The organism is Roseovarius arcticus (assembly GCF_006125015.1).
In the GTDB taxonomy this organism is placed as follows: Bacteria; Pseudomonadota; Alphaproteobacteria; order Rhodobacterales; family Rhodobacteraceae; genus Roseovarius; species Roseovarius arcticus.
The window spans coordinates 1,631,652-1,647,283 of the sequence record NZ_SZZN01000001.1 but is presented as its reverse complement, the minus strand read 5'-3'; the positions used below and the strand labels follow the sequence as shown (position 1 = coordinate 1,647,283).

General features: G+C 59.6%; 15 protein-coding genes and 1 tRNA gene. 13 read left to right on the top strand and 3 right to left on the bottom strand.

Annotated features, from left to right (window positions below):
* Nucleotides 1-56 precede the first annotated feature (56 nt).
* Entirely contained in the window at nucleotides 57-1,064 is a 1,008-nt protein-coding gene (gene hemB / locus MK6180000_RS07750) for a porphobilinogen synthase (RefSeq protein ID WP_138934211.1), read from the bottom strand.
* Between the two features lie 88 nt (nucleotides 1,065-1,152).
* Here hemB and MK6180000_RS07745 point away from each other — a divergent pair, with 88 nt between their 5' ends.
* Both MK6180000_RS07745 and mfd read left to right on the top strand, forming a co-directional pair.
* Nucleotides 1,153-1,713: a component of SufBCD complex gene (locus MK6180000_RS07745; protein ID WP_246040459.1), complete on the top strand. Its 561-nt coding sequence runs from the start codon at nucleotides 1,153-1,155 to the stop codon at nucleotides 1,711-1,713.
* A gap of 37 nt (nucleotides 1,714-1,750) precedes the next feature.
* The gene (gene mfd / locus MK6180000_RS07740; protein WP_138934210.1) at nucleotides 1,751-5,260 is read left to right on the top strand and encodes a transcription-repair coupling factor; all 3,510 of its coding nucleotides are present in this window, start codon (nucleotides 1,751-1,753) and stop codon (nucleotides 5,258-5,260) included.
* 133 nt (nucleotides 5,261-5,393) lie between these two features.
* On the opposite strand, the gene MK6180000_RS07735 is transcribed toward mfd, so the two are convergent.
* Together MK6180000_RS07735 and MK6180000_RS07730 are read right to left on the bottom strand one after the other, a co-directional pair.
* Nucleotides 5,394-5,639: a hypothetical protein gene (locus tag MK6180000_RS07735; RefSeq protein ID WP_138934209.1), complete on the bottom strand. Its 246-nt coding sequence runs from the start codon at nucleotides 5,637-5,639 to the stop codon at nucleotides 5,394-5,396.
* 2 nt (nucleotides 5,640-5,641) lie between these two features.
* The gene (locus MK6180000_RS07730; protein WP_138934208.1) at nucleotides 5,642-6,295 is read right to left on the bottom strand and encodes an alpha/beta hydrolase; all 654 of its coding nucleotides are present in this window, start codon (nucleotides 6,293-6,295) and stop codon (nucleotides 5,642-5,644) included.
* A gap of 194 nt (nucleotides 6,296-6,489) precedes the next feature.
* On the opposite strand from MK6180000_RS07730, the gene iscR reads away from it, so the two are divergent.
* From iscR to MK6180000_RS07675, 11 genes are all read left to right on the top strand, one after another.
* Nucleotides 6,490-6,951 carry a Fe-S cluster assembly transcriptional regulator IscR gene (gene iscR / locus MK6180000_RS07725; protein ID WP_138934207.1) on the top strand — a complete coding sequence of 154 codons (462 nt, stop codon included), beginning with the start codon at nucleotides 6,490-6,492 and terminating at the stop codon, nucleotides 6,949-6,951.
* Nucleotides 6,952-7,039: 88 nt separating this feature from the next.
* Nucleotides 7,040-8,089 carry a cysteine desulfurase family protein gene (locus MK6180000_RS07720; RefSeq protein WP_138934206.1) on the top strand — a complete coding sequence of 350 codons (1,050 nt, stop codon included), beginning with the start codon at nucleotides 7,040-7,042 and terminating at the stop codon, nucleotides 8,087-8,089.
* An 18-nt stretch (nucleotides 8,090-8,107) separates the two neighbouring features.
* A complete protein-coding gene (gene sufB, locus MK6180000_RS07715) occupies nucleotides 8,108-9,646 on the top strand; it encodes a Fe-S cluster assembly protein SufB (protein ID WP_138934205.1) in 1,539 nt (512 codons plus the stop codon).
* Between the two features lie 48 nt (nucleotides 9,647-9,694).
* Nucleotides 9,695-10,477, top strand: coding sequence for an FkbM family methyltransferase (locus MK6180000_RS07710; RefSeq protein ID WP_246040458.1), 783 nt, complete (start codon nucleotides 9,695-9,697; stop codon nucleotides 10,475-10,477).
* A complete protein-coding gene (locus MK6180000_RS07705) occupies nucleotides 10,474-11,073 on the top strand; it encodes a hypothetical protein (RefSeq protein ID WP_138934204.1) in 600 nt (199 codons plus the stop codon). Before MK6180000_RS07710 ends, MK6180000_RS07705 begins: the two co-directional genes overlap by 4 nt.
* Before the next feature lie 35 nt (nucleotides 11,074-11,108).
* Nucleotides 11,109-11,864, top strand: a complete 756-nt coding sequence (gene sufC, locus MK6180000_RS07700) for a Fe-S cluster assembly ATPase SufC (protein WP_138934203.1) — start codon at nucleotides 11,109-11,111, stop codon at nucleotides 11,862-11,864.
* A complete protein-coding gene (locus MK6180000_RS07695) occupies nucleotides 11,864-13,150 on the top strand; it encodes a SufB/SufD family protein (RefSeq protein WP_138934202.1) in 1,287 nt (428 codons plus the stop codon). Before sufC ends, MK6180000_RS07695 begins: the two co-directional genes overlap by 1 nt.
* On the top strand, nucleotides 13,150-13,635 hold the full coding sequence (locus tag MK6180000_RS07690) for a YIP1 family protein (RefSeq protein ID WP_138934201.1): 486 nt from the start codon (nucleotides 13,150-13,152) through the stop codon (nucleotides 13,633-13,635). The genes MK6180000_RS07695 and MK6180000_RS07690 overlap by 1 nt, the downstream gene beginning before the upstream one ends.
* The gene (locus MK6180000_RS07685; protein ID WP_246040457.1) at nucleotides 13,632-14,228 is read left to right on the top strand and encodes a Yip1 family protein; all 597 of its coding nucleotides are present in this window, start codon (nucleotides 13,632-13,634) and stop codon (nucleotides 14,226-14,228) included. The genes MK6180000_RS07690 and MK6180000_RS07685 overlap by 4 nt, the downstream gene beginning before the upstream one ends.
* Nucleotides 14,228-15,448 (top strand): cysteine desulfurase, encoded by a 1,221-nt coding sequence (locus tag MK6180000_RS07680; RefSeq protein WP_138934199.1) that lies wholly within the window; start codon nucleotides 14,228-14,230, stop codon nucleotides 15,446-15,448. Before MK6180000_RS07685 ends, MK6180000_RS07680 begins: the two co-directional genes overlap by 1 nt.
* 72 nt (nucleotides 15,449-15,520) lie before the next feature.
* Nucleotides 15,521-15,597: transfer RNA gene (locus MK6180000_RS07675), tRNA-Arg, on the top strand.
* Nucleotides 15,598-15,632 lie beyond the last annotated feature (35 nt).

Here is a 15,632-nt window from a genome sequence, read left to right as displayed (position 1 = left end):
GGGTCTCGCGCATTGTCACGCATCGGGGCGACCTTGGGCGAATTATCGCGCGGCGATCAACCCAGCAAGCGCGCCATTGCCGGGGCAAAGTAGGTCAGGATGCCGTCGCAGCCGGCGCGTTTGAATGCGATCAGGCTCTCGATCATGGCACGCTCGCCGTCGATCCATCCGTTTTGCGCGGCGGCAGTGATCATGCTGTACTCGCCGCTGACCTGATAGGCGTAGGTCGGCGCGGCGAACGTATCTTTGGCGCGGCGGCAGATGTCTAAGTACGGCATACCCGGTTTGATCATGATCGCATCCGCGCCTTCGGCCAGATCGCGGGCAATCATGCGCATCGCCTCGTCGGCGTTCGCGGGGTCCATCTGATACGTCCGCTTATCCCCCACCGCGGTGCCCGATAACGCGCTGGAGGCGCCCACAGCATCGCGGAACGGGCCGTAAAACGCGCTGGCATATTTTGCGGCATAGCTCAGCAGAATGATGTCTTGATGGCCAGCCGCCTCCAGCGCAGTGCGAATGGCGCCGATGCGCCCATCCATCATATCCGACGGGCCGATGATATCGACACCCGCCTCGGCCTGAGAGAGCGCCTGTTTGACCAGCGCCTCGACCGTCTCATCGTTGACGATCACGCCGCTGCGCAGAAATCCATCATGCCCGGTGTCCGAATAAGGGTCCAACGCGACGTCGGCCATTACCAGCATCTCGGGCACCGCTTCCTTGATCGCGCGGGTCGCGCGATTGCTGAGGTTGCCGGGATTCCACGCCTCAGCGCAGTCAGCCGTACGATTGTCCGCGCCAGTATAGGGGAAAAGGCAGATCGCAGGGATGCCCAAATCCGCCGCCTCGCGTGCCGCCAAAACGACCCGGTCGACGCTGAGACGGCTGACACCCGGCATGGACGCGACCGGCTCTTCGATATTATCGCCATCGCGGACGAATACCGGCCAGATCAGATCGCCCGGCGACAGGGTATTTTCAGTAGCGAGCGCGCGCAGGCCGGCGGTGCGCCGCAGGCGACGCGGACGAGCGGACGGGAAGGGGGCTGGGACGTGATGCATGGGACGTGACCTGGCTGCGACGTATCGCGCCCTAACTCGCACGGAAATTCCCGCATCTCAAGGGTAGGAATTGTCGCGATGCGGGGCTATGAGAGGCACGTTGTGGCAGATCGGGGACCCTGTGGACTGGTATTCAACCGTATTCGAATTGATCGACATGCGCAGTTTCAGCAACCTTTGGTTCTGGATTGCGCTGGCGGTGATGTGGTCATCGACCAGTCACTATGTCCTCGGGGTGCCGTGGGACATGGTTGTACGCGCCCGCAAGGGAGGCGGCCAGGCGATGGAAGACGTGGGCACGTTGGCCGCGATCAACACCCGCCGCGTCCTCTATATCAGCCGCGAATCGGGGCTGCTGCTGACGGGCGTTATTTTCTTTTTGCTGACTGGCTCTGCGATCCTTGGCTGGTATTATCATCGCGAATTTGCGCAGGCGGTACTTTTGCTGGCGCTGCCGATGTCTGTGGTGTGGGTGTTGTCTGTGCGCACTGCTGCTCAGATTGAGGCGGGCGCATTAGAGGGTGACGTGCTGATTGCCCTGCTGATGCGCCATCGCCTCCTTGTACAAATAATCGGGATGATGTCGATCTTTGTCACTGCGATGTGGGGGATGTACCAAAACATGACAACCTCCGCACTCGGGGGGTGACGCAGCCCGCCGCCGCCAGCCCAAGAGCAATAGCCAGATGACTGACGCCCCCAGCCACATCACCGTATCCGGCGCGCCCGAAGGGTTCGACGCCCGTCTCGTGTTGGACGAGGTGGCGCGCGCCAGCGGCCCTGTTATCCATGTCGCGCGCGACGACAAGCGGATGGCTGCGATGGCCGCCGCGCTGGCGTTCTACGCGCCCGGGATGCCTCTCGTTCGCTTTCCCGCGTGGGATTGCCTGCCCTACGACCGGATATCACCCAACGCCGACGTGTCTGCGGCGCGCATGGCGACATTGGCTGGTCTGGTCCACGGGATGCCGGGCCAATTCGTCCTGCTAACGACACTGGGGGCTGCGATGCAGCGGATTCCGGCGCGCGACGTGCTGCGCGGTGCGGCGTTCACCGCGCATGTCGGCCACCGCATTGATGAGGCGGGCTTGCGCGCGTTTCTCGTGCGCATGGGTTTCGTGAATAGCCCAACCGTGACCGAGCCGGGTGATTTCGCCGTGCGCGGCGGGATTATCGACATTTATCCCCCCGGCGACGCAGACGGCGGCGGCCCAGTGCGGCTCGACCTCTTTGGAGATGTGCTTGACGGCGCGCGCCGCTTTGATCCGGTCACTCAGCGCACCACCAAGAAGCTGGATATGATTGAGCTCGCCCCAGTGTCCGAGGTGATCCTGGACGAGGCGGCTGTCATGCGCTTTCGCCAGAATTACCGTATCGAGTTTGGCTCTGCCGGGACGGACGATCCGCTCTATGAGGCGATCAGCGCCGGCCGCAAGGCGCAGGGCGCCGAACATTGGCTGCCCTTTTTTCACGAAAAGCTGGAGACACTGCTAGACTACCTGCCGGCCGCGCCTGTTCTGTTAGACGATGCTGTCACGCCCGCCCGCCTTGCCCGGTGGGACAGTATCGAGGACCAGTACGAGGCGCGCAAACATGCGCTGACCGCCAAGGGGCGTAGCGATAGCGTATACAAACCCGTGCAGCCCGGGCTGCTTTACCTAAACGACGCTGATTGGGAGGCCGCAATGTCCACCCACCGCGCCGTACAACTAACCGCGTTGCCGCAGGCCACCGGCCCCGGTGTAACGGACGCGGGCGGGCGCATCGGGCGCAGCTTTGCCCCCGAGCGGCAACAGGAAAACATCAGCCTTTTCGGCGCCTTAAAGGATCACATTCAGACGAAGATGACCAAAGGTCCAGTCCTTTTGGCTAGCTATTCGGACGGTGCCCGCGAACGGATGGAGGGCCTTCTGGAGGATGAGGGCCTGATCGGCCCTGTCACTGTGACCTCTGCCGAGCGGCTGGGAAAGACAGGTCTGCATTTGGCCGTCTGGGGGCTGGACTCGGGCTTTGAGGGGCCGTGGAATGGCACGCACCTGACCGTCATTTCCGAGCAGGACATTCTGGGTGATCGCCTGATCCGCGCACCCAAACGCCGCCGCCGCGCCGAGAATTTCCTGAGCGAGGCCAACAGCCTGACCCCCGGCGATCTTATTGTGCATGTCGATTTCGGCATCGGGCGTTACTTGGGCCTTGAGGTCATCACTGCGCTCGGCGCGGCCCACGAGTGCCTCGTCTTGGAATATGCCGAGGCGTCCAAGCTGTACCTGCCCGTTGAGAACATCGAACTGCTAAGCCGCTATGGCCACGAAGAGGGCCTGCTGGACAAGCTGGGCGGTGGTGCATGGCAGGCCAAAAAGGCCAAGCTCAAGGAGCGTATCCGCGATATGGCGGATCGTCTGATCCGCATCGCCGCCGAGCGTGCCCTGCGCACAGCCCCCGTGCTGGAGCCCGAACGTCACGCGTGGGAGGAGTTTTCTGCCCGCTTCCCCTACGACGAGACCGAGGACCAGTTAAGCGCCATCGAGGACGTCATGGCCGATCTTCAGGCAGGCACGCCGATGGACCGGCTGATTTGCGGCGATGTCGGCTTTGGCAAGACCGAGGTGGCAATGCGCGCCGCCTTTGCGGCGGCGATGTCAGGCATGCAAGTCGCCGTGATCGCACCGACCACGCTGCTGGCGCGCCAGCATCATCAGGGCTTTGCCGAGAGGTTTCGCGGCTTTCCCATCAATGTGCGGCCACTGTCGCGCTTTGTTTCGGCCAAGGATGCGGCGGCAACGCGCGACGCATTGTCCCGCGGGCAGGTTGACATCGTCGTCGGCACCCACGCGCTGCTGGCCAAATCCGTGCGGTTTCAGAACCTCGGCCTCCTGATCATTGACGAGGAACAGCGTTTCGGTGTCGCCCACAAGGAACGCCTCAAGGCGCTGCGCAGCGACGTCCATGTCCTGACGCTGACCGCCACGCCGATCCCTCGTACGCTGCAACTTAGCCTCTCGGGTGTGCGCGATCTGTCGATCATCGGCACGCCCCCCGTAGACCGCCTGTCGATTCGCACCTACGTCAGCGAATTCGACCGCGTTACCCTGCGCGAAGCACTGCTGCGCGAGCATTATCGCGGGGGCCAAAGCTTTTTTGTCGTGCCGCGCGTTTCAGACTTGCCGGAAATCGAGGCTTTTCTGGATAATGAGGTGCCCGAAGTCAGCTACATGATCGCGCACGGCCAGATGGCGGCGGGCGAGCTGGATAGCCGCATGAACGCCTTCTACGACGGCAAATACGATGTACTTCTGGCGACGACAATCGTGGAGTCGGGCCTTGATATTCCGACTGCGAACACGATGATCATCCACCGTGCCGACATGTTCGGTCTAAGCCAACTTTACCAAATCCGGGGTCGCGTCGGCCGTTCAAAAACGCGCGCCTACGCATACCTCACCACCAAACCCCGCCTCAAACTAACCCCTGCCGCCGAAAAGCGTCTGCGCGTCCTTGGCAGCCTCGACACCCTCGGCGCGGGCTTTACTCTGGCGTCTCAGGATCTCGATATTCGCGGCGCCGGCAACCTCTTGGGCGAGGAGCAGTCGGGCCAGATGCGCGATGTTGGCTACGAATTGTACCAGTCCATGTTGGAAGAGGCTGTAGCCAAGATCAAATCGGGCGCATTGGACGGTATTGCCGATGATGGCGGTCAATGGGCACCCCAGATCAACCTCGGAGTGCCGGTTCTCATCCCCGAGGCATACGTGCCGGACCTCGACGTGCGCCTTGGCCTGTATCGCCGCCTCAGCAGCCTCGATACCAAGGTCGAACTGGAGGGTTTCGCGGCCGAGCTAATCGATCGCTTTGGCAAGCTGCCCAAAGAGGTGAACACACTTATTCTGGTCGTGCGCATCAAAGGCATGTGTAAAAAGGCCGGCATCGCCAAGCTGGACGGCGGCCCCAAAGGCGCGACGATTCAGTTCCACAACGACAAGTTTGCTTCCCCAGAGGGATTGGTGGAATTTATCAAAGATCAGAACGGGCTTGCCAAGATTCGCGACAACAAAATCGTCGTGCGCCGCGATTGGTCCAAGGACAGCGACAAAATCAAAGGCGCCTTCTCTATCGCTCGCGACCTGGCGCAAAAGGTGGTGGACAAGGCCAAGGTCGGCAAAGCGGCGGCCAAGAAAAAAGAGACGGGATCAAACTAATCCGGCCCGCTTATTCTTCTTGCTGGAAAATATCCCCGCCGGAGGCTCCCATCGAGGCAAACAGACCCGCAGCCGCGATGGTGCCGACCACATCAACAAGCGCCAATAATCAAACCAGCGCGCCGCTAGGCGCTCAATCAGGTTGTTTAATGCCCGCTTGCGCCGCCTTGAATGCCCGCACACGCTCGGCCAGCATTTTGCGGGCCTTGGTATTGGCCCGGCGTACGCGCACAGCGGTCAAAAACGCCTCCTCGGCAGTTTGCGATGTTGCACCCATCATATTGGCCAGATCGTCGACGAGACGCTCGTCGCCGGTGATCTCTTCGGCCTTTAGCGCATCCTGGGCCAACTGATCGGCCAGATCCTCGGCGACGCGCATGACTAGCGCGTGCCTTCGGTCAGGCGGCGTTTGACGTAGCCAGTGACGGTGTCGATCATCGTGTCCATATGCGGCTCTTCAAAGAAGTGGCCGGCACCCTCAACTTCGTCATGCTGGATGGTAATGCCCTGCTGATCGTGCAGCTTGTTCACCAGTGTCACCGTATCGGCGGGCGGTGCGACCCTGTCCGCCAGTCCGTTTATGATCAACCCCGACGCCGGGCAGGGCGCCAGGAACGAGAAATCATACATGTTCGCCGGGGGCGACACGCTGATAAATCCGGTAATTTCGGGGCGCCGCATCAAAAGCTGCATCCCGATCCACGCCCCAAACGAAAAGCCAGCGACCCAGCAATGTTTGGAGTTGGCGTTCATGGATTGCAGGTAATCCAGCGCGGATGCGGCATCGCTTAGCTCGCCCACGCCTTGATCGTATTCGCCCTGTGAACGTCCAACGCCGCGAAAGTTGAAGCGCAGCACGGTAAAGCCCATTTTATAAAAAGCGTAGTGCAGGTTATAGACGACTTTGTTGTTCATCGTCCCGCCAAATTGCGGATGAGGATGCAACACGATTGCAATCGGTGCGTCCTTTTCCTTTTGCGGGTGGTATCGACCTTCAAGTCGACCTTCGGGGCCGGGAAAGATAACCTCGGGCATTCAGCGTTCCTTGCTGCAGGGACTTTGGCCGCGGCGTTGCCCGTTGACGGGGGTGCCTGCGCGCCTTAGAACAATTCTAAACTTTAGATGTGGCCTGCAAGCGCTGGCGCAGGCCGTCACGTCTAGGGGCGAGATAAGCGCCCCAAGGCGTAAGGTCAATCTATTCGGCAGCATCTGCTTGCAGGAGAAGCGTAATGAAACTCAGCACCAAGGGCCGCTATGCAATGGTCGCGCTGTCCGATATCGCGCTGCAACCCGAAGACAGCCTGGTAACATTGGGCGAGGTGTCCCGCCGGCAAAGCATTTCGTTGCCGTATTTGGAGCAACTATTCGTCAAGCTGCGGCGCGCCAATCTGGTGGCATCCGTGCGCGGCCCCGGAGGCGGCTATCGCCTTGCGCGCCCAACCTCCGAAATACGCGTGTCTGAGATTCTGGCCGCCGTCGATGAGACAGTGGACGCAATGCACAAAGGCGCGGGCGCATCAGGCGGCGCCTCTGGCACCCGCGCGCAATCAATGAACAACCGCCTTTGGGAGGGGCTCAGCGCGCAGGTCTACGTCTATTTGCACCAAACCCGGCTGAGCGATGTGGTCGGTAACACGCTCGCGCCATGCCCCGCCGTGCCGTCGCTATTCGCGATAGTGGACGACGACTGATGCGCCGCAAGATTAGTTATGTGCGGGCGTGCGGCATGAAAGACGGCCAGCGCAGGACGTATTTTTTCCAAGCTGACTGCGAGGCGCCATGAGCGAGCGGGTGTATCTGGATTATAATGCGACCACGCCTTTGCGGGCCGAGGCGCGCAGCGCGATGATTGCAGCGATGGACGTGCTGGGCAATCCGTCAAGCGTCCATTCCGAGGGCCGCGCGGCCAAAGCGCTGGTTGAACGCGCCCGCGCGCAAGTTGCTGCCGCATTGGGCGCGGATGGCGCCGACGTCATTTTTACCTCCAGTGCGACCGAGGCGGCGGCGCTCGCATGCGCAGGGCGCGGTCTAAGCGCTGCCCCGGTCGAGCATGAGGCCGTGGCTGCGTGGACGGATAGCACGCTCGCTGTATCGCCGTCGGGCGCCATTGAGATCGTCGATCCCGCGCACAGTGCAGTGCAATTGGCCAATTCCGAGACGGGTGTAATGCAGGCTCTACCGGACGGCGTGGCGGCCTGCGACATGACGCAAGCGTTTGGTAAGGTGCGCGTTTCGTTCAATCAAAGCGGCGCAAAGATGGCGTTGGTCTCGGCGCACAAACTTGGCGGCCCGAAGGGCGTCGGCGCGCTTGTCGTGCGGCGCGGCACCGACGTGGCCGCGCAGATCAAGGGCGGCGGACAGGAAATGGGCCGCAGATCAGGCACCGAGAACATCATCGGCATCGCCGGATTCGGCGCCGCGGCCGAAGCAGCGGGGCACGATTTGGCAGGCGGTACCTGGGACCGGGTCGAGAAACTTAGAAACATTCTAGAAAAGGCCATTGCAGCCGCTGGAAATAAGACTATTTTTGTCGGGAAAGACTCTGCACGGCTGCCGAACACTTCTTGTATCCTTACGCCAGGCTGGAAGGGCGAGACGCAGGTGATGGCAATGGACCTTGCGGGGTTCGCCATATCGGCGGGGTCGGCCTGCTCCAGTGGCAAGGTTCGCGCCAGCGCAGTACTGCGAGCGATGGGGCACAGTGAAGCGGACGCAGCATCGGCCATCCGCGTGTCGCTGGGGCCGCAGACGACAGAAGACGAGATCATACGCTTCGCTCAAGTATGGCTGAGGCATTTGGACAAACATCGCGCACGGGTTAGCGCGTGACGCAAGGGAGACTATGACATGACGGCACTAGATGATGCACCGGTACACAAGGATGTGGCCAAGGAGGGCGTCGATCAGGAAACCGTGGATGCGGTCCGCGAAGTTGGCGGCGCATACAAGTATGGCTGGTCGACCGACATCGAAATGGAATACGCGCCCAAGGGCCTGACCCCAGATATAGTGCGCTTGATTTCCGAGAAGAACGAAGAACCGCAATGGATGACCGACTGGCGCCTTGCCGCATACGAGACATGGCTGGGCAAGACCGAACCTGACTGGGCGATGGTCGACTATCCCGAGATTGATTTTCAAAACCAGTATTACTATGCCCGGCCCAAGTCGATGCTAGTCAAACCAAAATCGCTGGACGATGTCGATCCCAAGTTGCTGGCAACATACAGTAAGCTGGGTATCCCGCTGAAAGAGCAAGCAATTCTTGCTGGTGTCGAGGGCGCTGGCGAAATGCCCGCTGAGGCCCGCAAGGTGGCCGTCGATGCGGTGTTCGACAGCGTGTCGGTTGGCACGACGTTCCAGAAAGAGTTGCTGGAGGCGGGCGTTATCTTTTGCTCGATCTCAGAAGCAATTCGCGAGCACCCGGAGTTGGTGAAGAAATATCTAGGGTCGGTCGTGCCTGTGAACGACAACTTTTATGCAACGCTAAACTCGGCTGTATTCAGTGACGGCTCGTTCGTCTACGTGCCGCCCGGCGTCCGTTGCCCGATGGAGCTATCGACGTATTTCCGCATCAATGCAGAGAATACCGGCCAGTTCGAGCGGACGTTGATAATCGCTGATAAAGGTAGCTATATCAGCTACTTGGAGGGCTGCACGGCCCCTCAACGTGATGAGTCGCAGCTGCACGCGGCGGTCGTCGAGATCATCATCGAAGAAGACGCCGAGGTAAAATACTCCACGGTTCAGAACTGGTATCCCGGTGACGAAAACGGCAAGGGCGGCATCTATAACTTTGTTACCAAGCGTGCCGATTGCCGGGGCGACCGGGCCAAGGTGATGTGGACGCAAGTTGAAACGGGGTCCGCCGTTACCTGGAAGTATCCCAGTTGCATCCTGCGCGGTGATGACAGCCAGGGCGAATTCTACTCAATCGCGATCGCCAATAACATGCAGCAGGCCGATACCGGCACCAAGATGATCCATCTGGGCAAGCGCACTAAGTCGCGCATCGTGTCCAAGGGGATCAGCGCGGGCCGCGCGCAGAACACCTATCGCGGGTTGGTAAGTATGCACCCTAAGGCCAAGGAATCGCGTAATTATACACAATGCGACAGCCTGCTGATCGGGGATAAATGCGGGGCACACACTGTGCCTTATATTGAGGTCAAAAATAACTCATCCCGTGTTGAACATGAGGCGACAACGTCCAAGGTAGATGACGATCAGATGTTCTATTGCCGCCAGCGTGGCATGGACGAGGAGGCAGCAGTTGCGCTGGTTGTAAATGGCTTCTGCCGCGATGTTTTGCAGGCGTTGCCAATGGAATTTGCCATGGAGGCGCAGCAGTTGGTCGCGATCTCGCTGGAAGGCTCGGTCGGGTAGATCAGTGCTGGGCATGGCGCATAGCAAACGCGCGGGCAGGGTGAAGCGATGAGCGATATCGTCCTGCCTCTGCCCGAGCAGACGGACGAGACGTATTTCGATGTCTCGTCCGCCAGGGCTGCACTGGCGGCTGGCCTGCCGGTCTCGTTCCCGCCCTTTGAGGTGCTGCATGTCCCGGGGATGGGGCTGAACCTTTGCCTGAATATGGCACGGGATCCGATCCAGAATGCTTGGCGGCGGGGTGAATTCTTTGAGGCTGAGGAACTTGGTATGGTTGCGGTTCACATTAAAAATGACGCCCATATCATTGATATTGGTGCGAATGTTGGAAATCATGCGATGTTCTTTGCCACCCGTATGGGCGCCGCGCGCGTCGTGGTCGTGGAGCCTAACCCACTGGCACTCGCGCCGCTGATGGCAAATATACTGCTTAACAAATTGGAAAGTGTAATTGACATGCGCTTTCTAGGCGTGGGCCTGTCGGACGCATCTGGCGATGGTTTTGGAATGAAACGACATGACCGCAACTTGGGCGCGACCAAGATGTTCGCAGGCAAGGGTAACTTGCAGGTTCATGCGGGCGACGACTTGCTACGGGATGAGACACCGGATCTGATTAAGATCGACGTGGAAGGCATGGAAATGAGGGTGCTTTCTGGGTTGAATAAAATGATATCGTCGCATCGACCCGTGATCCTGATTGAGGTGGATGAAGAAAATGCCGCGCCATTTGATGCTTGGTGCACCCAGCATGACTATGGCGTCGTGCAAACCGTGCGCCACAGCCGCAAAAATTGCAACTACCTGCTGACACCGGGCGCTGTGGCATGACCGATACCTTGATCCAGCGCCCCGACTTGACCATGCCCGATGCGGAAGCGGCGCGCGTCGCAGAGGCATATGGCAACGCCCAGGTGATACTGGAATATGGTAGCGGCGGCTCGACCGTGCTTGCTTCGGAGCTGCCGGGAAAAACCGTGTTCTCTGTTGAAAGCGACCAAGCATGGGCGCAGATGATGCAAGGCTGGCTTACCCAGAACCCGCCCATGACAGGGACTCAGGTTGAGATTATCTGGTCCAATGTCGGCGAGACAGGCGACTGGGGCAGGCCGATCAATGATGAGGGCTGGCGGCACTATGCCGACTACCCGCTAGCCGTCTGGCAGCGCGCGGATTTTTTGCAGCCCGATGTGGTGTTGGTCGATGGCCGGTTTCGTGCCGGTTGCGCAATGGCGGCAGCATTTGGGACGACGCGTCCTGTGACGCTGCTGGTGGATGACTATAGGCGGCGCGTGGGCTATCACGCGATCGAGGAATTTTTGGGCGCGCCTCGCCTTATCGGCCGGATGGCTGAATTCGAGGTTGCCCCAATGGCTGTGCCGACGCATCGGTTGCTGCCAATAATCAAGATGATGATGCGCCCCTGAGGGGGCGCGAGATGATAAAGTTGAAAGGACAAATAATGCTTGAGATCAAGAACCTGCACGTCGACCTTGAAGACGGTGAAAAGACCATTCTCAAGGGTGTCGATCTCACCGTCGAGGCCGGTAAGGTCCATGCGATCATGGGGCCGAACGGGTCGGGAAAATCGACGTTGAGCTATGTTCTGTCGGGCCGTGACGGATATAAAGTGACGGAAGGGACTGCGACGCTGGAGGGTGTCGACATCCTCGCGATGGAGCCCGAGGAGCGTGCCGCGGCGGGCCTTTTCCTTGCGTTCCAGTACCCTGTAGAAATCCCCGGCGTGGGCAATATGACGTTTATGCGCACCGCCCTGAATGCACAGCGCAAGGCACGCGGCGAAGAAGAAATGAGCGCGGCTGATTTTCTCAAGCTGATCCGCGCAAAGGCAAAAGATCTAAAGATTGACGCGGATATGTTAAAGCGGCCCGTCAATGTAGGTTTTTCCGGGGGCGAGAAAAAGCGCAATGAAATCCTGCAAATGGCATTGCTTGAGCCCAAGATGTGTATTCTGGATGAGACGGATTCCGGACTTGATGTGGACGCAATGAAGCTGGTCGCGGACGGCGTCAACGCGCTGCGTAGCGAAGGCCGCGGCTTTCTCGTGATCACGCACTATCAGCGGCTGCTGGACCATATTAAACCTGATTTTGTCCACATCATGTCCGACGGCCGCATTATCAAAACTGGTGGCCCCGAGTTGGCCTTGGAAGTCGAGCAGAATGGCTATGCCGATATTCTGACGGAGGTGGCGTAATGACGCAGACGAACCTCAAACAATCAGCGACTGAGGCGCGGCTTGCCGGGCTGACGATACCCGAGGGTGGTGTCTGGCTGACCGCGGCTCGCAAGGATGCACTGGCGCGCGTGCGCGCTATGGGTCTGCCGCAGAGGCGTGACGAATACTGGAAATTCACACGCCCGGATACGCTGACACAGACAGATGCACCCGAGGCAGCCGTATTTCACGCCGAAGAGGCACCGATTTTTGGTGGTGTCGAGCGGCTGAGCATCGTGTTCGTCGATGGTGTATTCGACGCGGCCGCGAGTGATGATCTCGCAGCAAATGGCGTGACAATAGAGCGGCTGGCCGAGGCTGGTGCCAAGGATATCCACTGGGCCAAAGACCTCTATGGCGTGCTTGAGACGCGCGGGCAGACGCCCGTGGATCGCCCGCTGGCGGCACTGAACAGTGCGGCTGCGACGGACGGGGTACTGATCCATGTCACCGGTAAGGCATCGAAGCCCATTAACTTTATTTATCGCCACGAATCAACATCTTCTGACGTGATCTTGCACCATGTGATTAAGATGGATCAGGGCGCTGAGCTGACGCTGCTGGAGAATGGCCCGGCTGCCGCACGCTTTAACAACGTGCTAGAAGTTGATGTGGCAGATGGCGCGTCATTCAATCACGTGCGCACCCAAGGACGAGATCACGAGCGGCGCGCGGCGACGCATATCTTTGCCCGGCTTGGCAGCGAAAGCCAGTTCAAGTCCTTCACGATGACCGCGAATGGCGTGATGACCCGCAACGAGTGCATCATCGAACTGGTTGGCAACGATTCGACCGCGCATGTGGCCGGCGCATCGCTGGGCGATGGCAATTTTCATGATGACGACACCGTATTTGTCACTCATGAGGGGCTGCGCTGCGAGAGCCGCCAGGTCTATAAGAAGGTGCTGCGCAACGGCGCGACGGGCGTTTTTCAGGGCAAGATTTTGGTCAAGGCCGGCGCTCAGAAGACCGATGGCTATCAGATCAGCCAGTCGCTACTGCTTGATGGAGACAGCCAGTTTCTGGCCAAGCCTGAGTTGGAAATCTACGCCGACGACGTTATCTGCTCGCATGGCTCGACCTCGGGCGCGATCGACGAGGATGCGATGTATTACCTGCGCGCGCGCGGCGTGCCCAAGGGAGCCGCGACCGACCTTCTGACATTGGCCTTTCTCGCCGAATCTGTGGACGAGATCGAGGATCCGGCCCTGCAGGATGAGATCAAGACTCTGCTCGAAGGCTGGATGGAGCGTCGGCGCGCCTGATGTCCGTCACGCGAGACATTGCGGCCACCTATCGCGGTCCGGGCACTGTAATGCGGCGGTTACTCGCAATGGGTCAGCGTGAAGATCGCGCTCTGGTGATCCTTATGGCAGGCTGCGTGGTGATGTTCATTGCGCAGTGGCCGAGGCTGGCGCGCGAGGCCTACCTGACCGAACAAGAGTTAAATCCGCTGCTCGGCGGCGCGCTGCTGGCGTGGGCATTCATCGCGCCGCTGATTCTTTATGCAATCGCATTGATCAGCCACTGGATCGTGCGCATCTTGGGCGGACATGGCACTGGCTTTGGCGCGCGGATGGCCCTCTTTTGGGCGCTGCTTGCGGCCAGCCCGCTGGTGCTCTTACATGGCCTCGTTGCCGGATTTATCGGACCAGGGCCGGGATTGACGGCGGTTGGTGTGATCTGGGTAGTGGCGTTTGCGGCGTTTTGGGCGCTTGGGCTGCGCGAAGCGGAATGGGGCCGTTTATGAGTTTGGAATTTACGAAGAATTTGTTTTGGCAAACACTGCGCGCACCCCGTGCAGCGGCGGAGCGGATTCTAGCGCTGAACCTGCCGCGCGATTGGCTCTGGATGGCGCTGGTGCTGATGGGGGTGCTGAACGGCATTGTTTATTCGATGTTTCTACAGATGGGCCCGGCGCCTGATCCCGATCGGGCGCAGATGATTCCACCGGTGCTGCAATCACCGATGGTATTCACACTCTTTCTGGTGGGCGCGCTCGCGATCACCGTCGTGACCCTGACTTGGGTCGGACGCGCGATGGGTGGCAAGGCGCAGTTGTCGCAGATACTCGCGCTGATTGGGTGGCTGCAGGTATTGCGCCTGATCGTCCAGATCGTACTGCTCGTACTGATGTTGGCGCTGCCACTCGCGGGGATGTTTTTCGTCATAATGGCGTCGGTGTGGGGTCTGGTGATCCTCGTTGTGTTTGTTGACCGGGCGCATGAGTTTGGAAATTCATTCAAGGCTGCGGGCGTCATCATTCTTGGCTTCTTGGGGATGTTGATCGGGCTATCTATCTTTTTGAGCGTGGTGGGTGCGTTGTTCATGGGAGGGGCGTAATGCTCGATATTGAAAAGCTGCGCGGTGATTTTCCAATCCTTGCCCGCGAAGTAAACGGCAAGCCGCTGGTCTATCTCGACAATGGCGCCTCCGCGCAAAAGCCGCAGGTGGTCATTGACGCGATCAATACCGCCTATTCGCATGAATATGCCAACGTTCACAGGGGCTTGCATTACCTTAGTAATGTCGCGACGGAGAAGTATGAGGGCGTTCGAGGAACCGTCGCGCGCTTTCTCAACGTGGCCGATGAGGACCAGATCGTTTTGAACTCGGGCACTACCGAGGGGATCAACATGGTCGCTTACGGCTGGGCCATGCCCCGGTTTGAGCCTGGCGACGAGGTCGTGCTAAGCGTGATGGAGCATCATGCGAACATCGTGCCGTGGCACTTCCTGCGCGAGCGGCAGGGTGCAGTCTTGAAGTGGGTTGATACCGACGCGAGTGGCGCGCTTGATGCGCAGAAGGTGATTGATGCCATAGGACCGCGTACCAAACTGGTTGCGATAACGCATCTTTCCAACGTCTTAGGAACCAAGGTTGATGTAAAAGCGATATGTGCTGCCGCCCGTGCCAAAGGTGTTGCGGTGCTGGTCGATGGCAGTCAGGCGGCCGTTCACATGCCTGTCGATGTGGATGATATCGGGTGCGACTTCTATGTGATCACAGGTCACAAGCTGTACGGGCCCTCCGGCTCGGGCGCTATTTTTGTTCGCCGCGACCGAATGGAGGAGATGCGCCCCTTTATGGGTGGCGGTGACATGATCCGCGAAGTGACCAAAGAGAACGTCATCTATAACGATCCACCGATGAAGTTTGAGGCCGGCACCCCTGGCATTGTCCAAACCATCGGATTCGGCGTCGCGCTGGACTATATGATGGGGCTGGGAATACACAATATCGCCGCCCATGAGGATCGCTTGCGCGATTACGCGGCTAGGCGTCTGGGCGGGTTGAATTGGCTTCAGGTCCAAGGGCAAATGCCGGATAAAGCTGCGATTTTCAGCTTCACCATGGACGGTGCAGGTCACCCGCATGACATCTCGACCATTCTGGACAAAAAAGGTGTCGCTGTCCGTGCGGGCCAGCATTGTGCGGCTCCGTTGATGGAGCATCTGGGCGTGACCGCAACGTGCCGCGCGTCGTTTGCCGTATACAACACCGAAGCTGAGGTCGACGTGCTGATAGACGCGCTGGAGTTGTGCCACGATCTGTTTGCCTAAGGCAGATCGCCGGGCGCGCGGCGGGATTTATCCGTTGCGGGCCGCGCGGCGCGCAGGTATATCGCCGCTCAGGCACCCATAGCTCAGCTGGATAGAGCGCTGCCCTCCGAAGGCAGAGGTCATAGGTTCGAATCCTATTGGGTGCACCACAGGCATCTCGCAATGTGAAACGCCGCGGCGTCAT